Origin of the sequence: Pseudomonas sp. TH49, from assembly GCF_016650625.1 — a bacterium.
Classification (GTDB): domain Bacteria; phylum Pseudomonadota; class Gammaproteobacteria; order Pseudomonadales; family Pseudomonadaceae; genus Aquipseudomonas; species Aquipseudomonas fluorescens_H.
Genome location: NZ_JAEKFL010000001.1, coordinates 2262427 through 2279833, shown reverse-complemented (window position 1 = coordinate 2279833; position 17407 = coordinate 2262427). Strand labels below are relative to the sequence as shown.

31 protein-coding genes are annotated in these 17407 nt (G+C 54.8%); all 31 read right to left on the bottom strand.

The features are described 5' to 3' along the window. Positions 1-42 precede the first annotated feature (42 nt). The 31 genes from bfr to tuf all read right to left on the bottom strand — a co-directional run bounded on the left by bfr (position 43) and on the right by tuf (position 17406). Complete coding sequence (bfr, locus tag JFU48_RS10375; protein WP_003228714.1) at positions 43-507, bottom strand: bacterioferritin; 465 nt, start codon at positions 505-507, stop codon at positions 43-45. A 150-nt stretch (positions 508-657) separates the two neighbouring features. Then, entirely contained in the window at positions 658-2112 is a 1455-nt protein-coding gene (locus JFU48_RS10370) for a catalase (protein WP_103483883.1), read from the bottom strand. Positions 2113-2352: 240 nt separating this feature from the next. Further along, a complete protein-coding gene (rplQ, locus tag JFU48_RS10365; protein ID WP_003176402.1) occupies positions 2353-2739 on the bottom strand; it encodes a 50S ribosomal protein L17 in 387 nt (128 codons plus the stop codon). A gap of 42 nt (positions 2740-2781) precedes the next feature. Beyond that, positions 2782-3783, bottom strand: coding sequence for a DNA-directed RNA polymerase subunit alpha (locus JFU48_RS10360; RefSeq protein ID WP_003186012.1), 1002 nt, complete (start codon positions 3781-3783; stop codon positions 2782-2784). A 22-nt stretch (positions 3784-3805) separates the two neighbouring features. Then, positions 3806-4426 carry a 30S ribosomal protein S4 gene (gene rpsD / locus JFU48_RS10355; protein WP_003176404.1) on the bottom strand — a complete coding sequence of 207 codons (621 nt, stop codon included), beginning with the start codon at positions 4424-4426 and terminating at the stop codon, positions 3806-3808. Between the two features lie 18 nt (positions 4427-4444). Then, positions 4445-4834, bottom strand: coding sequence for a 30S ribosomal protein S11 (gene rpsK / locus JFU48_RS10350; RefSeq protein ID WP_002555466.1), 390 nt, complete (start codon positions 4832-4834; stop codon positions 4445-4447). A gap of 30 nt (positions 4835-4864) precedes the next feature. Continuing rightward, on the bottom strand, positions 4865-5221 hold the full coding sequence (rpsM, locus tag JFU48_RS10345) for a 30S ribosomal protein S13 (protein WP_008374135.1): 357 nt from the start codon (positions 5219-5221) through the stop codon (positions 4865-4867). 130 nt (positions 5222-5351) lie between these two features. Beyond that, entirely contained in the window at positions 5352-5468 is a 117-nt protein-coding gene (gene rpmJ / locus JFU48_RS10340; RefSeq protein ID WP_002555468.1) for a 50S ribosomal protein L36, read from the bottom strand. A 27-nt stretch (positions 5469-5495) separates the two neighbouring features. After that, positions 5496-6824 carry a preprotein translocase subunit SecY gene (secY, locus tag JFU48_RS10335; protein WP_003228718.1) on the bottom strand — a complete coding sequence of 443 codons (1329 nt, stop codon included), beginning with the start codon at positions 6822-6824 and terminating at the stop codon, positions 5496-5498. Beyond that, positions 6825-7262 (bottom strand): 50S ribosomal protein L15, encoded by a 438-nt coding sequence (gene rplO / locus JFU48_RS10330; RefSeq protein WP_003228720.1) that lies wholly within the window; start codon positions 7260-7262, stop codon positions 6825-6827. 3 nt (positions 7263-7265) lie between these two features. Next, positions 7266-7442 (bottom strand): 50S ribosomal protein L30, encoded by a 177-nt coding sequence (gene rpmD / locus JFU48_RS10325; protein ID WP_003176408.1) that lies wholly within the window; start codon positions 7440-7442, stop codon positions 7266-7268. A 2-nt stretch (positions 7443-7444) separates the two neighbouring features. Next, a complete protein-coding gene (gene rpsE / locus JFU48_RS10320) occupies positions 7445-7945 on the bottom strand; it encodes a 30S ribosomal protein S5 (protein WP_003176409.1) in 501 nt (166 codons plus the stop codon). A gap of 3 nt (positions 7946-7948) precedes the next feature. Beyond that, the gene (gene rplR, locus JFU48_RS10315; protein WP_003186037.1) at positions 7949-8299 is read right to left on the bottom strand and encodes a 50S ribosomal protein L18; all 351 of its coding nucleotides are present in this window, start codon (positions 8297-8299) and stop codon (positions 7949-7951) included. Between the two features lie 10 nt (positions 8300-8309). Then, positions 8310-8843, bottom strand: coding sequence for a 50S ribosomal protein L6 (gene rplF / locus JFU48_RS10310; protein ID WP_003228722.1), 534 nt, complete (start codon positions 8841-8843; stop codon positions 8310-8312). A 12-nt stretch (positions 8844-8855) separates the two neighbouring features. After that, positions 8856-9248 carry a 30S ribosomal protein S8 gene (gene rpsH / locus JFU48_RS10305; protein ID WP_003228724.1) on the bottom strand — a complete coding sequence of 131 codons (393 nt, stop codon included), beginning with the start codon at positions 9246-9248 and terminating at the stop codon, positions 8856-8858. Between the two features lie 209 nt (positions 9249-9457). Beyond that, complete coding sequence (rpsN, locus tag JFU48_RS10300; RefSeq protein ID WP_003228726.1) at positions 9458-9763, bottom strand: 30S ribosomal protein S14; 306 nt, start codon at positions 9761-9763, stop codon at positions 9458-9460. 13 nt (positions 9764-9776) lie between these two features. After that, complete coding sequence (gene rplE / locus JFU48_RS10295) at positions 9777-10316, bottom strand: 50S ribosomal protein L5 (RefSeq protein ID WP_003210069.1); 540 nt, start codon at positions 10314-10316, stop codon at positions 9777-9779. Positions 10317-10336: 20 nt separating this feature from the next. Next, entirely contained in the window at positions 10337-10651 is a 315-nt protein-coding gene (rplX, locus tag JFU48_RS10290; RefSeq protein ID WP_003186046.1) for a 50S ribosomal protein L24, read from the bottom strand. An 11-nt stretch (positions 10652-10662) separates the two neighbouring features. After that, the gene (gene rplN / locus JFU48_RS10285) at positions 10663-11031 is read right to left on the bottom strand and encodes a 50S ribosomal protein L14 (protein ID WP_002555479.1); all 369 of its coding nucleotides are present in this window, start codon (positions 11029-11031) and stop codon (positions 10663-10665) included. Positions 11032-11054: 23 nt separating this feature from the next. Continuing rightward, positions 11055-11321, bottom strand: coding sequence for a 30S ribosomal protein S17 (gene rpsQ, locus JFU48_RS10280; RefSeq protein WP_003194644.1), 267 nt, complete (start codon positions 11319-11321; stop codon positions 11055-11057). 2 nt (positions 11322-11323) lie between these two features. Further along, entirely contained in the window at positions 11324-11515 is a 192-nt protein-coding gene (gene rpmC / locus JFU48_RS10275; RefSeq protein ID WP_002555481.1) for a 50S ribosomal protein L29, read from the bottom strand. After that, the gene (gene rplP / locus JFU48_RS10270) at positions 11515-11928 is read right to left on the bottom strand and encodes a 50S ribosomal protein L16 (RefSeq protein WP_003228729.1); all 414 of its coding nucleotides are present in this window, start codon (positions 11926-11928) and stop codon (positions 11515-11517) included. Before rplP ends, rpmC begins: the two co-directional genes overlap by 1 nt. 12 nt (positions 11929-11940) lie before the next feature. Further along, a complete protein-coding gene (gene rpsC, locus JFU48_RS10265) occupies positions 11941-12627 on the bottom strand; it encodes a 30S ribosomal protein S3 (RefSeq protein WP_003176422.1) in 687 nt (228 codons plus the stop codon). 13 nt (positions 12628-12640) lie between these two features. After that, complete coding sequence (gene rplV / locus JFU48_RS10260; RefSeq protein ID WP_003103908.1) at positions 12641-12973, bottom strand: 50S ribosomal protein L22; 333 nt, start codon at positions 12971-12973, stop codon at positions 12641-12643. A gap of 11 nt (positions 12974-12984) precedes the next feature. Continuing rightward, entirely contained in the window at positions 12985-13260 is a 276-nt protein-coding gene (rpsS, locus tag JFU48_RS10255; RefSeq protein ID WP_003228731.1) for a 30S ribosomal protein S19, read from the bottom strand. A gap of 16 nt (positions 13261-13276) precedes the next feature. Next, a complete protein-coding gene (rplB, locus tag JFU48_RS10250) occupies positions 13277-14101 on the bottom strand; it encodes a 50S ribosomal protein L2 (RefSeq protein WP_003228734.1) in 825 nt (274 codons plus the stop codon). A gap of 14 nt (positions 14102-14115) precedes the next feature. Continuing rightward, a complete protein-coding gene (gene rplW / locus JFU48_RS10245; protein ID WP_002555488.1) occupies positions 14116-14415 on the bottom strand; it encodes a 50S ribosomal protein L23 in 300 nt (99 codons plus the stop codon). Further along, positions 14412-15014, bottom strand: coding sequence for a 50S ribosomal protein L4 (gene rplD, locus JFU48_RS10240; RefSeq protein ID WP_003228735.1), 603 nt, complete (start codon positions 15012-15014; stop codon positions 14412-14414). The genes rplW and rplD overlap by 4 nt, the downstream gene beginning before the upstream one ends. Before the next feature lie 12 nt (positions 15015-15026). After that, entirely contained in the window at positions 15027-15662 is a 636-nt protein-coding gene (rplC, locus tag JFU48_RS10235; protein WP_003228738.1) for a 50S ribosomal protein L3, read from the bottom strand. Positions 15663-15742: 80 nt separating this feature from the next. Further along, complete coding sequence (gene rpsJ / locus JFU48_RS10230) at positions 15743-16054, bottom strand: 30S ribosomal protein S10 (protein WP_003186070.1); 312 nt, start codon at positions 16052-16054, stop codon at positions 15743-15745. Between the two features lie 158 nt (positions 16055-16212). Next, positions 16213-17406, bottom strand: coding sequence for an elongation factor Tu (gene tuf, locus JFU48_RS10225; RefSeq protein ID WP_024164425.1), 1194 nt, complete (start codon positions 17404-17406; stop codon positions 16213-16215). Position 17407 lies beyond the last annotated feature (1 nt).

Sequence of the window (17407 nt, the reverse complement as noted above, 5' to 3'; positions counted from 1 at the left end):
TGTCACTTCAACAGTGACAGGGGCTTTTTTGTGTCTGTGCAATCAGGTGTGGGATTGCAGGTAATTCTCGAGACCGATGAGTTTGATCAGGCCCAACTGCTTTTCCAGCCAGTAGGTGTGATCTTCTTCGGTGTCGTTGAGCTGAACACGCAGAATCTCGCGACTGACGTAGTCCTTGTGCTGCTCGCACAGCTCAATGCCTTTGCACAGTGCGGCGCGAACTTTGTATTCAAGACGCAGATCGGCTTCAAGCATCTCCGGCACGGTGGTACCGACGTCGAGATCGTCCGGGCGCATGCGCGGGGTGCCTTCGAGCATCAGGATCCGGCGCATCAATGCGTCTGCGTGACCTGCTTCTTCTTCCATCTCGTGGTTGATTCGTTCGTAGAGCTTGGTGAAACCCCAGTCCTCATACATCCGCGAGTGCACAAAATATTGGTCACGCGCGGCCAGTTCGCCGGTCAGCAACGTGTTGAGGTAATCGATAACGTCTGGGTGGCCTTGCATCGCCCTACATCTCCCTGCTTGAAAGTCTGTAGTTTGAACCAAGCTGACCGGAAGGTCACCCCGTTTCGCGCAATAAAAGCGAAGATATTCTGAGAAAATCAGCCTAAATAACGCAAAAACCGCCCTAATGAGGGCGGTTCTGCTTCTCGTTTAGACTTCGTTAAGCTGTACGTTGAGCAGCTTTGCGACTGCTTCTCCATACGCCGGGTCAGCTTTGAAGAAATGTTGCAACTGACGGTCAACCACATCAGGCGAAACACCGCTCATGGCGCCGGCGATATTGCTGACCAGCAAGGCCTTCTGCTCGTCATTCATCAGGCGGAACAGCGCACCGGCGTGGCTGTAGTAGTCCGTATCTTCGCGATGATCGTAACGATCAGCAGCACCGCTCAAGGCCAGCGCGGGTTCGGCGTAGTGCGGGGCTTGCTTCGGTGATTCGATGTAGCTGTTAGGTTCGTAGTTAGGCGCTGCACCACCGTTGCTGCCGAACGCCATCGAACCGTCGCGCTGATAAGTGTTCACCGGGCTGCGCGGCGCGTTTACCGGCAATTGTTGGTGATTGGTACCCACGCGGTAACGGTGCGCATCGGCGTAAGCGAACACGCGGCCTTGCAGCATGCGATCCGGCGACAGACCGACACCGGGCACCATGTTGCTAGGGCCAAATGCAGCTTGCTCAACCTCGGCGAAGTAGTTCAGCGGATTGCGGTTCAGCTCCAGCTCACCGACCTCGATCAGCGGGAATTCCTTCTGCGACCAGGTCTTGGTCACGTCGAACGGGTTCTCGTAATGCGCCGCAGCCTGAGCTTCGGTCATGATCTGAATGCACACACGCCATTTCGGAAAGTCGCCACGCTCAATGGCTTCGAACAGGTCACGCTGCGCGTAATCCGGATCGGTACCGGCCAGACGAGCAGCTTCAGCCGGCGCGAGATTCTTGATCCCTTGCTGGGTCTTGTAGTGCCATTTCACCCAGTGACGCTCGCCTCTTGCGTTGATCAGGCTGTAGGTGTGGCTGCCAAAACCGTGCATATGACGGTAGCCGTCGGGGATGCCGCGATCCGAGAACAGGATGGTCACCTGGTGCAGCGCTTCAGGCGAATGCGACCAGAAGTCCCACATCATTTGCGCGCTTTTCAGGTTGCTCTGCGGCAGACGCTTCTGGGTGTGGATAAAGTCGGGAAACTTCAGCGGGTCACGAATGAAGAACACCGGAGTATTGTTGCCAACGATGTCCCAGTTGCCTTCCTCGGTGTAAAACTTCAGGGCAAAACCGCGCGGATCACGCTCGGTGTCAGCCGAACCACGCTCACCGCCAACGGTAGAGAAACGCAGGAATGTCGGGGTTTGTTTGCCTACAGATTCGAACAGCTTGGCGCTGGTGTACTCGGTAATGTCGCGGGTAACAGTAAAAGTACCGTAAGCACCCGAGCCTTTGGCGTGTACGCGGCGCTCAGGAATATTTTCACGGTTGAAATGGGCAAGCTTCTCGATCAGGTGAAAATCGTCGAGCAGCAACGGGCCACGAGGGCCGGCGGAGCGAGAATTCTGGTTATCAGCGACAGGTGCGCCACTGGCGGTCGTAAGCGTTTTGATCTGGCTCATACGGTCTTCTTCCTCTGTCAGTCTTGAAACTGCCGGCTAATCGGCTTGCTGGGAAGTATTGATCATCGATGTGACACCTACAAATTCATTAACTTGCAACCATCGATAGATAATTACTAATGATGTTTCCCAGCACATAGTGACAACTGAACAATGTCAAAATCTTGTACGAACAGCGCTTTTTCTTGCGGACACAAAAAACCGGGCACTAGGCCCGGTTTTTCGTTTCAGACTGACGTCTTACTCGGCGGATACAGCTTCGCCAGCAGTAGCACGATCAACCAACTCGACGTACGCCATAGGCGCGTTGTCGCCAGCGCGGAAACCGCACTTGAGGATGCGCAGGTAGCCACCCTCACGGGTAGCGTAACGCTTGCCCAGGTCGTTGAAGAGCTTACCAACGATAGCTTTCGAACGAGTACGGTCGAAAGCCAGACGGCGGTTAGCCAGGCTGTCTGTCTTGGCCAGAGTGATCAGCGGCTCGGCAACGCGGCGCAGTTCTTTGGCTTTTGGCAGAGTAGTCTTGATCAGCTCGTGCTCGAACAACGACACCGCCATGTTTTGGAACATGGCCTTGCGGTGCGAGCTGGTGCGGCTCAGGTGACGCCCACTTTTACGATGACGCATGGTTCATTCCTTACCAAACACTACGTTCGGTGATTACGACGATCAGGCAGTCGCCTTGTCGTCCTTCTTAAGACTTGCAGGCGGCCAGTTGTCGAGGCGCATGCCGAGGGACAGACCGCGGGAGGCCAGAACGTCCTTGATTTCAGTCAAGGATTTCTTGCCCAGGTTCGGAGTCTTCAACAGCTCTACTTCGGTACGCTGAATCAGGTCACCGATGTAGTAGATGTTTTCCGCCTTAAGGCAGTTAGCCGAACGTACAGTCAGTTCCAGATCGTCAACCGGGCGAAGCAGGATCGGATCGATCTCGTCTTCCTGCTCGACAACCACTGGCTCACTGTCACCTTTGAGGTCGACGAACGCAGCCAACTGCTGTTGCAGGATGGTTGCAGCGCGGCGGATAGCCTCTTCAGGATCCAGAGTACCGTTGGTTTCCAGATCAATAACCAGCTTGTCCAGGTTGGTACGCTGCTCGACACGGGCGTTTTCCACCACGTATGCGATACGGCGAACCGGGCTGAACGAAGAGTCAAGCTGCAAGCGACCAATGCTGCGGCTTTCATCTTCATCGCTCTGACGCGAGTCGGCTGGTTCATAACCACGACCACGAGCTACGGTGAGCTTCATGTTCAGGGCGCCGTTAGACGCCAGGTTAGCGATTACGTGATCGGGGTTAACGATCTCGACATCATGATCCAGCTGAATATCGGCAGCGGTAACCACCCCCGAACCCTTCTTCGACAAGGTCAGCGTAACTTCGTCACGACCGTGCAGCTTGATGGCCAGACCTTTAAGGTTCAACAGGATTTCAATTACGTCTTCCTGTACACCTTCGATGGCGCTGTACTCGTGGAGCACACCGTCAATCTCGGCCTCGACTACTGCGCAGCCGGGCATTGAGGACAACAGGATGCGGCGCAGCGCGTTGCCCAGGGTGTGGCCAAAACCACGCTCGAGAGGCTCGAGAGTGATCTTGGCGCGGGTTGGACTGACAACCTGCACATCAATGTGGCGGGGTGTCAGGAACTCATTTACCGAAATCTGCATGGATGCACCTATTTTCTAGCCCTTACTTGGAGTAGAGCTCGACAATCAGGCTTTCGTTGATGTCGGCGGACAGATCACTGCGAGCAGGAACGTTCTTGAAAACGCCCGACTTCTTCTCAGTGTCTACTTCTACCCATTCTACGCGGCCACGTTGGGCACACAGATCGAGAGCTTGGACAATGCGAAGTTGGTTTTTTGCTTTCTCGCGAACTGCGACCACGTCACCAGCACGAACCTGATACGACGGAACGTTTACGGTCTGACCGTTAACGCTGATCGACTTGTGCGATACCAGCTGACGGGATTCGGCACGAGTCGAACCAAAGCCCATACGGTATACAACGTTGTCCAGACGGCATTCGAGCAGTTGCAGCAGGTTTTCACCGGTTGCACCTTTCTTGCCAGCAGCTTCTTTGTAGTAGCCGCTGAACTGACGCTCGAGAACGCCGTAAATACGACGGACCTTCTGCTTTTCACGCAGTTGGGTGCCGTAGTCGGACTGGCGACCGCGGCGTTGGCCGTGGATACCAGGTGCTGCTTCAATGTTGCACTTCGATTCGATCGCGCGCACGCCGCTCTTCAAGAAGAGATCGGTGCCTTCGCGACGAGCGAGTTTGCATTTTGGACCAATGTAACGAGCCATTCTTTACAATCTCCTGGATTACACGCGGCGCTTCTTCGGCGGACGGCACCCGTTGTGCGGGATTGGCGTCACGTCGGTGATGCTGGCGATCTTGTAGCCACAGCCGTTCAAAGCGCGGACTGCGGATTCACGACCTGGACCTGGACCCTTGACGTTAACGTCGAGGTTTTTCAGGCCGTATTCCAGCGCAGCTTGACCAGCACGCTCAGCAGCTACTTGAGCAGCGAACGGGGTGGACTTGCGGGAACCGCGGAAACCCGAACCACCGGAGGTAGCCCAGGAAAGAGCGTTACCTTGACGGTCGGTAATGGTCACGATGGTGTTGTTAAAAGAAGCATGGATGTGGGCGATGCCATCAACCACTGTCTTTTTAACTTTTTTACGAGGACGAGCAGCAGGTTTTGCCATGATTAAATTCCTGTCGATTCGCTGGGGCGATTACTTGCGGATCGGCTTACGCGGACCTTTACGGGTACGCGCGTTGGTCTTGGTACGCTGACCGCGTACTGGAAGACCGCGACGATGACGCAGACCGCGATAGCAACCGAGGTCCATCAAGCGCTTGATTTTCATGTTGATTTCGCGACGCAGGTCACCTTCAGTGGTGAACTTCGCCACTTCGCCACGCAGCTGTTCAATTTGCTCGTCGCTCAGATCTTTGATCTTTGCTGCTGGGTTTACCCCAGTGTCTGCACAGATTTTCTGCGCAGTAGTGCGACCAACACCATAGATGTAGGTCAGCGAGATAACAGTATGCTTGTTATCTGGAATGTTAACGCCTGCAATACGGGCCATTCAGTGGGACTCCAATTGACAGCTACCTACGCCCCGGAAGCCAAGAAATAGGGCGCGAGATAATATCGCTGTAATAACAAATAATCAACCCGGCAGCGCACTAGCTGCCGGGCTTGAAGCACAATCACACTCAGCCTTGGCGCTGTTTGTGACGCGGTTCCGCGCTGCAAATTACTCGAACAACACCTTCGCGGCGAATAATCTTGCAGTTACGGCACAGCTTTTTCACCGATGCACGAACTTTCATCACCAACTCCTCGAACCTTATGGGTACTCAGCGCAACATGCCGCTGCCGTAACCCTTCAGGTTGGCTTTCTTCATCAGGGATTCGTACTGGTGCGAAACGAGGTGCGATTGTACTTGGGACATGAAGTCCATCACAACCACGACCACGATCAGCAACGAGGTCCCGCCAAGGTAGAACGGAACGTTTGCTGCAACCACCAGGAACTGGGGCAACAGGCACACGGCCGTCATGTAAAGAGCACCGAACATGGTCAAGCGAGTCAGTACGCCATCAATGTAGCGCGCAGACTGCTCACCTGGACGGATGCCCGGAATAAAGGCACCGGACTTCTTCAGGTTTTCCGCTACGTCTTTCGGATTGAACATCAACGCCGTATAGAAGAAGCAGAAGAAAATAATCCCTGCACTAAACAGCAGAATATTCAACGGCTGACCAGGAGCGATCGACTGCGAGATGTCCTGCAACCAGCCCATACCTTCAGACTGACCAAACCAGGCACCCAACGAAGCCGGGAACAGCAAAATGCTGCTCGCGAAAATAGCCGGAATAACGCCGGCCATGTTCACCTTCAGCGGCAAGTGGCTTGTCTGCGCAGCAAAAACCTTGCGGCCCTGCTGACGCTTGGCGTAGTGAACAGCGATACGACGCTGACCACGCTCAATGAACACCACGAAACCGATAATCGCTACTGCCAGCAAACCGATGGCAACCAAGGCGAAGATATTGATATCACCCTGACGCGCAGACTCGAAAGACTGCCCGATTGCTCTCGGAAGACCGGCGACGATACCCGAAAAAATCAACATCGAGATACCGTTGCCTACACCACGCTCAGTAATCTGCTCACCCAGCCACATCATGAACATCGCACCAGCCACAAAAGTGGATACCGCGACGAAATGGAAGCCAAAGTCACCAGTGAACGCAACGCCCTGCCCCGCCAGACCAATGGACATGCCAATAGCCTGAACGAGAGCGAGGACGACGGTGCCGTAGCGGGTGTACTGGCTGATCTTGCGACGGCCAGCTTCACCTTCCTTCTTCAACTGCTCCAGCTGCGGGCTGACGGCTGTCATCAGTTGCATGATGATCGATGCCGAAATGTACGGCATGATCCCCAGTGCAAAGATGCTCATCCGTTCCAGCGCGCCGCCGGAGAACATGTTGAACAAGCTAAGAATGGTCCCCTCATTCTGTCGAAACAGGTCTGCGAGTCGGTCAGGGTTGATACCTGGAACCGGGATGTGTGCGCCTATTCGGTAGACGATAATCGCCAGGAACAGAAAACGCAGACGAGCCCAGAGTTCAGACATACCGCCTTTGCCGAGCGCAGAGAGAGCACCTTGCTTAGCCATTTATTCCTCGAACTTGCCGCCAGCTGCTTCGATAGCCGCACGCGCACCTTTGGTGGCGCCGATTCCCTTGCCGATAGTGACAGCGCGAGTCACTTCACCGGACAGCATGATTTTCACACGCTGTACGTTGACGTTGATCACGTTGGCATCTTTCAGGGACTGCACGGTGACGATGTCGCCTTCCACTTTAGCCAGCTCGGACAGACGCACTTCTGCGCGGTCCATGGCTTTCAGGGAAACGAAACCGAACTTCGGCAGGCGACGATGCAGCGGCTGTTGACCGCCTTCAAAGCCTGGAGCAATGGTGCCACCGGAGCGGGAGGTTTGACCTTTGTGGCCGCGGCCACCAGTCTTACCCAAACCGCTACCGATACCACGGCCCGGACGATGCTTTTCGCGACGGGAACCCGGCGCTGGACTCAGATCATTGAGTTTCATCGATTAACCCTCGACACGCAGCATGTAGTAGGCCTTGTTGATCATCCCGCGATTCTCGGGAGTATCCTGGACTTCTACAGTGTGACCGATGCGACGCAGACCCAGACCCTTAACGCACAGTTTGTGGTTAGGGATGCGGCCGGTCATGCTTTTGATCAGCGTTACTTTAACGGTAGCCATGATCAGAAGATCTCCTTGACAGTCAAGCCACGCTTGGCAGCGATGGACTCAGGAGATTGCATGGCTTTCAGACCCTTGAAAGTGGCGTGAACCACGTTTACCGGGTTAGTCGAGCCGTAGCACTTGGCCAGAACGTTCTGAACGCCAGCAACTTCGAGGACAGCACGCATAGCGCCGCCAGCGATGATACCGGTACCTTCAGAAGCAGGCTGCATGTACACCTTCGAAGCGCCGTGAGCGGACTTCATTGCGTACTGCAGGGTAGTGCCGTTCAGGTCAACTTGGATCATGTTGCGGCGAGCAGCTTCCATTGCCTTCTGGATCGCAGCAGGCACTTCACGCGACTTGCCACGGCCGAAGCCAACACGCCCTTTACCATCACCAACCACGGTCAACGCGGTGAAAGTGAAGATACGGCCGCCTTTAACGGTTTTGGCTACGCGGTTAACTTGAACCAGCTTCTCGATGTAGCCTTCGTCGCGCTTTTGGTCGTTATTTGACATAACTTAGAACTCCAGCCCAGCTTCACGAGCAGCATCAGCCAGCGCTTTAACGCGGCCGTGGTACTTGAAGCCAGAGCGGTCGAAAGCCACCTGCGAGACGCCAGCGGCCTTAGCACGCGTAGCGACCAGCTGGCCAACCTTAGTGGCCGCGTCGATGTTGCCAGTGGCGCCATCACGCAGTTCTTTATCCAAAGTCGAGGCGCTTGCCAGGACTTTGTTGCCGTCGGCCGAAATGACCTGGGCGTAGATGTGCTGCGAAGAGCGGAACACGCAGAGACGCACGACTTCGAGTTCGTGCATTTTCAGGCGTGCTTTGCGAGCGCGACGCAGTCGAGTAACTTTTTTGTCGGTCATTTGCTATGCCCTACTTCTTCTTGGCTTCTTTACGACGGACGACTTCGTCCGCGTAGCGCACACCTTTGCCTTTGTACGGCTCTGGTGGACGGAAGTCGCGGATCTCGGCGGCCACTTGACCTACCAGCTGCTTGTCGATGCCCTTGATCAGGATATCGGTCTGGCTAGGAGTCTCAGCGGTGATGCCTTCCGGCAGTTCGTAATCCACTGGGTGCGAGAAGCCAAGAGCCAGGTTCAGCACCTGACCTTTTGCTTGCGCCTTGTAACCAACACCGACCAGCTGGAGCTTGCGCTCGAAGCCTTGGCTTACGCCTTGGACCATGTTGTTTACCAACGCACGCGTGGTACCGGCCATTGCGCGAGTCTGTTGATCGCCATTGCGAGCAGCGAAACGCAGCTCACCAGCTTCTTCAACGATCTCAACGGACGAATGGATGTTCAGTTCAAGAGTACCCTTGGCACCCTTCACCGAAAGCTGTTGGCCTGCGAATTTTACTTCGACACCGGCTGGCAGCTTAACGGGGTTCTTAGCGACGCGAGACATGCTTATCCCCCCTTAGAACACAGTGCAAAGAACTTCGCCGCCGACACCGGCAGCGCGCGCAGCACGATCAGTCATCACACCTTTGTTGGTGGAGACGATAGACACACCGAGACCGCCACGTACTTTAGGCAGATCTTCGACGGACTTGTACTGACGCAGGCCTGGACGGCTAACGCGCTTGACTTCTTCGATAACCGGACGGCCTTCGAAATATTTCAGCTCGATAGACAGCAGTGGTTTGGTTTCGCTGCTGATCTGATAACCCGCGATGTAACCTTCGTCCTTCAGGACTTTAGCTACAGCCACCTTCAACGTGGAAGAAGGCATGCTTACGACGGACTTTTCAGCCATCTGGGCATTACGGATTCGAGTTAGCATGTCCGCTAACGGGTCCTGCATACTCATGGGCTAGACGCTCCTAATACAGAAAAATTAGCCTTGCGGCTACTACTTGTCGCCGAGAAACTCCGGGCATGAAAAACACGGGCTCAGGCGAGCCGGTCATTCTAGACACACCCCAGAAATGAATCAAGCCCCAAAAGGGGCTTGATTCAGATTCAAGGCCACCGATGGTCAGGTTCTTGCGACCCCGACCATCAAGGCTTTGACAGCGATTACCAGCTGGCTTTAACCAGACCTGGAACGTCACCACGCATTGCCGCTTCACGCAGTTTGTTACGGCCCAGGCCGAACTTGCGGTAAACGCCGTGCGGACGACCAGTCAGGCGGCAACGGTTACGCATGCGCGAAGCGCTTGCGTCACGTGGTTGCTTCTGCAGAGCTACGGTAGCTTCCCAACGCGCTTCTGGACTTGCGTTCAGATCGACGATGATAGCTTTCAGCGCTGCACGCTTGGTGGCGTACTTGGCAACAGTGAGCTGACGCTTCAGCTCACGGTTTTTCATGCTCTTCTTGGCCATTTTCCTACTCCAATCAGTTGCGGAACGGGAATTTGAAAGCACGCAGCAGAGCGCGGCCTTCATCATCGTTCTTGGCAGTGGTGGTCAGGGTAATGTCCAGACCGCGGAGAGCATCGATCTTGTCGTAGTCGATTTCCGGGAAAATGATCTGCTCTTTCACGCCCATGCTGTAGTTGCCACGACCATCGAAGGACTTGGCATTCAGGCCGCGGAAGTCGCGAACCCGAGGCAGGGAGATCGACAGCAGACGATCCAGGAACTCGTACATACGCTCACGGCGCAGAGTCACCTTGACGCCGATCGGCCATCCTTCACGGACTTTAAAGCCAGCGATGGATTTACGAGCGTAGGTCACAACGACTTTTTGGCCGGTGATCTTTTCCAGGTCAGCAACAGCGTGCTCGATGACTTTTTTGTCGCCGATCGCTTCGCCCAGACCCATGTTCAGGGTGATTTTGGTAACGCGCGGAACTTCCATCACGTTCGAAAGCTTAAGTTCTTCCTTAAGTTTCGGAGCGATTTCCTTCCGGTAAATCTCTTTTAGTCGTGCCATGGTCTTCTACCTAGCAGTGTTCAAGCATCAACCGCTTTTTGGGTCGACTTGAAGACACGAATTTTCTTACCGTCTTCTACTTTGAAACCAACGCGGTCAGCCTTGTTGGTTTCGCCGTTGAAGATGGCGACGTTGGAAGCGTGCAGTGGCGCTTCTTTCTCGACGATACCGCCCTGTACGCCCGACATCGGGTTAGGCTTGGTATGACGCTTGACCAGGTTCAGACCACCAACAACCAGACGGTTGTCAGCAAGAACCTTCAGCACCTTACCGCGCTTACCTTTGTCTTTGCCGGCGATCACGATGATCTCGTCGTCACGACGAATCTTTTGCATGTCGGATCTCCTTACAGCACTTCTGGGGCGAGCGAGACGATCTTCATGAACTTCTCAGTACGAAGTTCACGGGTCACTGGCCCAAAGATACGGGTGCCGATCGGCTCTTGCTTGTTGTTCAGAAGAACAGCAGCGTTGCCATCAAAGCGGATAATGGAGCCATCAGCACGACGTACGCCGTGACGAGTGCGGACTACAACAGCAGTCATCACTTGGCCTTTTTTCACCTTACCGCGAGGAATTGCTTCCTTCACGGTAACTTTGATGATGTCACCGATACCAGCGTAACGACGATGGGAGCCACCCAGCACCTTGATGCACATAACGCGGCGAGCGCCGCTGTTATCGGCCACATCGAGCATGGATTGAGTCTGAATCATATAATTTCTCCGACCCCTAGCCCTTAGACTTCCACAGCGCGTTCGAGAACATCAACCAGCGCCCAAGACTTGGTCTTGGCCATCGGACGAGTTTCACGAATAGTGACTTTGTCGCCGATGTGGCACTGATTGGTTTCGTCGTGCGCGTGCAGCTTAGTCGAACGCTTAACGTATTTACCGTAGATCGGGTGCTTAACGCGACGCTCGATCAGAACGGTGATGGTTTTGTCCATCTTGTCGCTGACAACACGGCCAGTCAGCGTACGGACAGTTTTTTCGGCTTCAGCCATGATCACTTACCTGCCTGCTGGTTGAGCACAGTCTTCACGCGAGCGATGTCACGCTTAACTTGCGAGAGCAGATGAGACTGCCCCAACTGGCCAGTTGCTTTCTGCATGCGCAGATTGAACTGGTCGCGCAGCAAGCCGAGCAGTTGCTCGTTCAGCTGCTGTGCGGATTTTTCACGAAGTTCATTCGCTTTCATCACATCACCGTCCGTTTAACAAAGGAGGTGGCGAGCGGCAGCTTTGCAGCAGCCAGGGCGAAAGCCTCACGCGCCAGCTCTTCAGAAACACCCTCGATCTCATACAGGACTTTACCTGGCTGAATCTGGGCAACCCAGTACTCCACGTTACCCTTACCTTTACCCATACGAACCTCGAGAGGTTTTTTGGAGATCGGCTTGTCCGGGAATACACGGATCCAGATCTTGCCGCCACGTTTTACGTGACGGGTCAGAGCACGACGCGCTGACTCGATCTGACGAGCGGTGAGACGACCACGAGCAACAGACTTCAGCGCGAACTCGCCGAAGCTGACTTTGCTACCGCGCAGTGCCAGACCACGGTTGTGGCCGGTCATCTGCTTGCGGAACTTCGTACGCTTTGGTTGCAACATTTGGCGTACCCCTTACTTAGCAGCTTTTTTACGAGGCGCTGGTGCTTGTGGCTTCAGCTCTTCTTGGCGACCACCAATTACTTCGCCTTTGAAGATCCAAACCTTTACACCGATCACACCATAAGTGGTGTGAGCTTCGTAGTTGGCATAGTCGATGTCGGCACGCAGGGTGTGCAGTGGCACACGACCTTCGCGATACCATTCAGTACGTGCGATTTCAGCACCGCCGAGACGACCGCTCACTTGGATTTTGATGCCTTTGGCACCAATGCGCATGGCGTTCTGTACTGCGCGCTTCATAGCGCGACGGAACATTACGCGACGCTCCAGCTGCTGAGCTACGCTCTGCGCAACCAGCATACCGTCGAGTTCCGGCTTGCGGATCTCTTCGATATTGATGTGCACAGGCACACCCATTTGCTTGGTCAGGTCCTGACGCAGTTTCTCAACATCTTCACCTTTCTTCCCGATAACGATACCTGGACGAGCGGTGTGGATGGTGATACGTGCAGTTTGGGCCGGACGATGGATATCGATACGGCTTACGGACGCGCTTTTTAGTTTGTCTTGGAGATACTCACGCACCTTCAGATCAGCGAACAAGTAGTCCGCATAAGTCCGACCGTCTGCGTACCAGACGGAGGTGTGCTCCTTGACGATTCCCAGGCGAATGCCAATGGGATGTACTTTCTGACCCATCTCTTCGACTCCGTTACTTGTCAGCAACCTTGACAGTGATATGGCAAGACCGCTTGACGATGCGATCAGCACGGCCTTTGGCACGTGGCATGATGCGCTTCAGCGAACGCCCTTCGTTGACGAAAACGGTGCTGACCTTCAGGTCATCAACGTCTGCGCCTTCGTTATGCTCGGCGTTGGCTACGGCCGACTCCAGCACTTTTTTCATGATCTCGGCGGCTTTCTTACTGCTGAAAGCCAACAGGTTGAGCGCTTCGCCCACCTTCTTCCCGCGGATCTGGTCGGCGACCAAGCGGGCTTTCTGGGCGGAGATTCGAGCGCCCGACAACTTAGCGGCTACTTCCATTTCCTTACCCCTTAACGCTTGGCTTTCTTGTCAGCCACGTGCCCACGATAAGTGCGGGTACCGGCGAACTCGCCCAGTTTATGGCCAACCATGTCTTCGTTCACGAGAACTGGGACGTGCTGACGGCCGTTGTGTACTGCGATGGTCAGACCGACCATTTGTGGCAGGATCATCGAACGACGCGACCAGGTTTTAATTGGTTTGCGATCGTTCTTTTCCGCCGCCACTTCGATCTTCTTCAGTAGGTGAAGATCAATAAAAGGACCTTTTTTCAGAGAACGTGGCACTGTCGTATCCCTCTATTTACTTGCGACGACGGACGATCATTTTGTCGGTACGCTTATTACCACGAGTCTTCGCGCCCTTAGTCGGGAAGCCCCATGGCGATACCGGATGACGACCACCAGAGGTACGACCTTCACCACCACCATGTGGGTGGTCAACCGGGTTCATGGCAACACCACGAACGGTTGGGCGAACGCCACGCCAGCGTTTGGCACCAGCTTTACCCAGCGAACGCAGGCTGTGCTCGGAGTTCGAGACTTCGCCCAGGGTCGCACGGCATTCAGCCAGGACTTTACGCATTTCACCGGAACGCAGACGCAGGGTAACGTACACGCCTTCACGAGCGATCAGCTGAGCCGAAGCACCAGCGGAACGAGCGATCTGTGCGCCTTTACCTGGCTTCAGTTCGATGCCGTGTACGGTAGAACCGACTGGAATGTTGCGCAGTTGCAGAGCGTTGCCTGGCTTGATTGGAGCCAGAGCGCCTGCGATCAGCTGGTCGCCAGCACTCACGCCTTTAGGGGCGATGATGTAGCGGCGCTCGCCGTCTGCGTAGCACAGCAGTGCGATGTGAGCAGTACGGTTTGGATCGTATTCGATACGCTCGACAGTGGCGACGATGCCATCTTTGTCGTTGCGACGGAAATCGACCATACGGTAATGCTGCTTATGACCACCACCGATGTGACGAGTGGTAATACGGCCATTGTTGTTACGACCACCAGTCTTCGATTTTTTCTCGAGCAGCGGTGCGTGAGGAGCGCCTTTATGCAGCTCCTGGTTGACCACCTTGACCACAAAACGGCGGCCAGGGGAAGTCGGTTTGCATTTAACGATTGCCATGATGCACCCCTTCCTTACTCAGCACTGCTGCTGAAATCGAGATCTTGGCCTGGCTGAAGGGAGATAACTGCCTTCTTCCAGTCATTACGCTTGCCCAGACCGCGAGCAGTGCGCTTGCTCTTACCCAGAACGTTCAGGGTAGTGACGCGCTCTACTTTCACGCTGAACAGGCTTTCGACGGCCTTCTTGATTTCCAGCTTGGTTGCATCAGTAGCAACCTTGAAAACGAACTGGCCTTTCTTGTCTGCCAGAACCGTAGCCTTCTCGGAAACGTGCGGGCCAAGCAGAACTTTAAATACGCGTTCCTGGTTCATCCCAGCAGCTCCTCGAATTTCTTCACGGCCGACACGGTGATCAACACCTTGTCGTATGCGATCAGACTAACTGGATCGGAACCTTGCACGTCACGTACATCTACGTGTGGCAGGTTACGAGCAGCCAGGTACAGGTTCTGATCAACAGCGTCCGACACGATGAGAACATCGGTCAGGCTCATGTTGTTCAGCTTGCCCAGCAGATCTTTGGTTTTCGGAGTTTCAACAGCGAAATCCTGAACCACGACCAGACGATCAGTACGCACCAGCTCAGCAAGGATGGAACGCATTGCTGCGCGATACATCTTCTTGTTCAGCTTCTGGGAGTGATCCTGTGGACGAGCTGCGAAAGTGGTACCGCCGCCACGCCAGATTGGGCTACGGATAGTACCGGCACGAGCACGGCCAGTACCTTTCTGACGCCATGGGCGCTTGCCGCCACCACGAACGTCGGAACGGGTCTTTTGCTGCTTGCTACCTTGACGGCCGCCGGCCATGTAGGCCACGACTGCTTGGTGAACCAGCGTCTCGTTGAATTCGCCGCCAAATGTCAGTTCGGAAACTTCGATCGCTTGAGCGTCATTTACATTTAATTGCATGTCAGCTTCCCCTTAACCGCGAGCCTTGGCTGCTGGACGTACAACCAGGTTGCCGCCAGTAGCGCCAGGAACAGCGCCCTTGACCAACAACAGATTGCGTTCAGCGTCCACGCGCACTACTTCCAGGGACTGCACGGTCACGCGCTCAGCGCCCATATGACCGGACATTTTTTTGCCCTTGAATACACGACCAGGAGTCTGGCACTGGCCGATAGAGCCTGGGACGCGGTGGGATACGGAGTTACCGTGGGTGTTATCTTGCCCGCGGAAATTCCAACGCTTGATCGTACCCTGGAAGCCTTTACCTTTGGACTGACCGGTTACATCAACCAGTTGACCAGCGGCGAAGATTTCAGCGTTGATCAGATCGCCAGCCTGGTACTCGCCTTCTTCAAGACGGAATTCCATGGTAGTGCGACCAGCGGCAACGTTCGCTTTAGCGAAGTGGCCAGCCTGAGCTGCTGTTACACGCGAAGCACGACGCTCGCCGACAGTGACTTGCACTGCACGATAGCCATCGGTCTCTTCAGTTTTGAACTGGGTGACGCGATTCGGCTCGATCTCAATGACCGTGACCGGAATGGAGACACCTTCTTCGGTGAAAATACGGGTCATACCGCATTTACGACCGACTACACCAATAGTCATGTTGTAAACCTCATGAGTGTACGGGGCTTTCACCCGCTATGGCCGCCCATTTCAGAGCGTTACACGACCAAGACCGAGTCTTAGCCGAGGCTGATCTGCACTTCCACACCGGCCGCAAGATCAAGCTTCATAAGAGCATCAACGGTTTTATCCGTTGGCTGGACGATGTCCAGAACGCGCTTATGAGTGCGGATTTCGTACTGGTCACGCGCGTCTTTGTTGACGTGCGGGGAAACCAGAACGGTGAACCGCTCTTTACGGGTAGGCAGTGGAATTGGACCACGCACTTGAGCACCAGTACGTTTCGCGGTTTCCACGATTTCCTGGGTTGATTGGTCGATCAGGCGATGGTCAAAAGCCTTCAACCTGATACGGATTTGCTGATTTTGCATTGGATTTCAGACTCCGGCTGCTATTCCCACCGGGCGCAATACGCCCGTTAAAAGGAGGCGCAATTCTATAGACGCCCCAGATAGGTGTCAACCCAATAAAAAAGCCCCCGCTGAGCGGGGGCTTTTTCAATTCATCAAGCAGACTCTATAAAAGAGAATTACTCGATGATTTTGGCTACGACGCCAGCGCCGACGGTACGACCGCCTTCACGGATAGCGAAACGCAGACCGTCTTCCATCGCGATGGTTTTGATCAGGGTAACAGTCATCTGAATGTTGTCACCTGGCATTACCATTTCAACGCCTTCTGGCAGCTCGCAGTTACCAGTCACGTCAGTAGTACGGAAGTAGAACTGTGGACGGTAGCCTTTGAAGAACGGAGTGTGACGACCGCCTTCTTCCTTGCTCAGAACGTAAACTTCTGCGGTGAACTTGGTGTGCGGCTTAACCGAACCTGGTTTGACCAGAACCTGACCACGCTCAACGTCGTCACGCTTGGTACCACGCAGCAGAACGCCGCAGTTCTCGCCAGCACGACCTTCGTCGAGCAGTTTGCGGAACATTTCAACACCGGTGCAGGTGGTGGTGGTGGTGTCGCGCAGACCAACGATTTCCAGTGCATCTTGAACGCGAACGATACCGCGCTCGATACGACCAGTCACAACAGTACCACGACCCGAGATCGAGAATACGTCTTCGATTGGCATCAGGAATGGCTTGTCGATCATACGAACTGGTTCTGGGATGTAGCTGTCCAGAGTCTCAACCAGTTTCTTGACGGCAGTGGTGCCCATCTCGTTATCGTCTTTGCCTTCCAGCGCCATACGAGCCGAACCGATGATGATTGGAGTGTCATCGCCCGGGAAGTCGTAGGTGGACAGCAGGTCGCGAACTTCCATCTCAACCAGTTCCAGCAGCTCAGCGTCGTCTACCAGGTCAGCCTTGTTCAGGAAAACCACGATGTACGGAACGCCTACCTGACGGGACAGCAGGATGTGCTCACGGGTTTGTGGCATCGGACCATCAGCGGCCGAGCAAACCAGGATAGCGCCGTCCATTTGAGCAGCACCGGTGATCATGTTCTTCACATAGTCAGCGTGACCTGGGCAGTCAACGTGAGCGTAGTGACGGATCAGCGAGTTGTACTCAACGTGTGCGGTGTTGATGGTGATACCGCGAGCTTTTTCTTCTGGAGCGCTGTCGATCTTGTCGAATTCAACTACGGCCGAACCGAAAACTTCGGAGCAGACGCGAGTCAGAGCAGCGGTCAGAGTGGTTTTACCGTGGTCAACGTGACCGATGGTGCCAACGTTGACGTGCGGTAGGGAACGATCAAATTTTTCTTTAGCCACG

Bases quoted from the DNA above. Each gene is read 5' to 3' on its own strand.
- bfr (WP_003228714.1), bottom strand. From the start codon at position 507: ATGCAAGGCCACCCAGACGTTATCGATTACCTCAACACGTTGCTGACC.
- JFU48_RS10370 (WP_103483883.1), bottom strand. From the start codon at position 2,112: ATGAGCCAGATCAAAACGCTTACGACCGCCAGTGGCGCACCTGTCGCT.
- rplQ (WP_003176402.1), bottom strand. From the start codon at position 2,739: ATGCGTCATCGTAAAAGTGGGCGTCACCTGAGCCGCACCAGCTCGCAC.
- JFU48_RS10360 (WP_003186012.1), bottom strand. From the start codon at position 3,783: ATGCAGATTTCGGTAAATGAGTTCCTGACACCCCGCCACATTGATGTG.
- rpsD (WP_003176404.1), bottom strand. From the start codon at position 4,426: ATGGCTCGTTACATTGGTCCAAAATGCAAACTCGCTCGTCGCGAAGGC.
- rpsK (WP_002555466.1), bottom strand. From the start codon at position 4,834: ATGGCAAAACCTGCTGCTCGTCCTCGTAAAAAAGTTAAAAAGACAGTG.
- rpsM (WP_008374135.1), bottom strand. From the start codon at position 5,221: ATGGCCCGTATTGCAGGCGTTAACATTCCAGATAACAAGCATACTGTT.
- rpmJ (WP_002555468.1), bottom strand. From the start codon at position 5,468: ATGAAAGTTCGTGCATCGGTGAAAAAGCTGTGCCGTAACTGCAAGATT.
- secY (WP_003228718.1), bottom strand. From the start codon at position 6,824: ATGGCTAAGCAAGGTGCTCTCTCTGCGCTCGGCAAAGGCGGTATGTCT.
- rplO (WP_003228720.1), bottom strand. From the start codon at position 7,262: ATGAAACTCAATGATCTGAGTCCAGCGCCGGGTTCCCGTCGCGAAAAG.
- rpmD (WP_003176408.1), bottom strand. From the start codon at position 7,442: ATGGCTACCGTTAAAGTAACGCTGATCAAAAGCATGACCGGCCGCATC.
- rpsE (WP_003176409.1), bottom strand. From the start codon at position 7,945: ATGTCAAATAACGACCAAAAGCGCGACGAAGGCTACATCGAGAAGCTG.
- rplR (WP_003186037.1), bottom strand. From the start codon at position 8,299: ATGACCGACAAAAAAGTTACTCGACTGCGTCGCGCTCGCAAAGCACGC.
- rplF (WP_003228722.1), bottom strand. From the start codon at position 8,843: ATGTCTCGCGTCGCTAAGAACCCCGTTAAGCTGCCAGCCGGTGTCGAA.
- rpsH (WP_003228724.1), bottom strand. From the start codon at position 9,248: ATGAGTATGCAGGACCCGTTAGCGGACATGCTAACTCGAATCCGTAAT.
- rpsN (WP_003228726.1), bottom strand. From the start codon at position 9,763: ATGGCCAAGAAGAGCATGAAAAACCGTGAGCTGAAGCGTCAGCTCACT.
- rplE (WP_003210069.1), bottom strand. From the start codon at position 10,316: ATGGCACGACTAAAAGAGATTTACCGGAAGGAAATCGCTCCGAAACTT.
- rplX (WP_003186046.1), bottom strand. From the start codon at position 10,651: ATGCAAAAGATTCGTCGTGACGACGAGATCATCGTGATCGCCGGCAAA.
- rplN (WP_002555479.1), bottom strand. From the start codon at position 11,031: ATGATTCAGACTCAATCCATGCTCGATGTGGCCGATAACAGCGGCGCT.
- rpsQ (WP_003194644.1), bottom strand. From the start codon at position 11,321: ATGGCTGAAGCCGAAAAAACTGTCCGTACGCTGACTGGCCGTGTTGTC.
- rpmC (WP_002555481.1), bottom strand. From the start codon at position 11,515: ATGAAAGCGAATGAACTTCGTGAAAAATCCGCACAGCAGCTGAACGAG.
- rplP (WP_003228729.1), bottom strand. From the start codon at position 11,928: ATGTTGCAACCAAAGCGTACGAAGTTCCGCAAGCAGATGACCGGCCAC.
- rpsC (WP_003176422.1), bottom strand. From the start codon at position 12,627: ATGGGTCAGAAAGTACATCCCATTGGCATTCGCCTGGGAATCGTCAAG.
- rplV (WP_003103908.1), bottom strand. From the start codon at position 12,973: ATGGAAGTAGCCGCTAAGTTGTCGGGCGCTCGAATCTCCGCCCAGAAA.
- rplB (WP_003228734.1), bottom strand. From the start codon at position 14,101: ATGGCAATCGTTAAATGCAAACCGACTTCCCCTGGCCGCCGTTTTGTG.
- rplW (WP_002555488.1), bottom strand. From the start codon at position 14,415: ATGAACCAGGAACGCGTATTTAAAGTTCTGCTTGGCCCGCACGTTTCC.
- rplD (WP_003228735.1), bottom strand. From the start codon at position 15,014: ATGCAATTAAATGTAAATGACGCTCAAGCGATCGAAGTTTCCGAACTG.
- rplC (WP_003228738.1), bottom strand. From the start codon at position 15,662: ATGACTATTGGTGTAGTCGGTCGTAAATGCGGTATGACCCGTATTTTC.
- rpsJ (WP_003186070.1), bottom strand. From the start codon at position 16,054: ATGCAAAATCAGCAAATCCGTATCAGGTTGAAGGCTTTTGACCATCGC.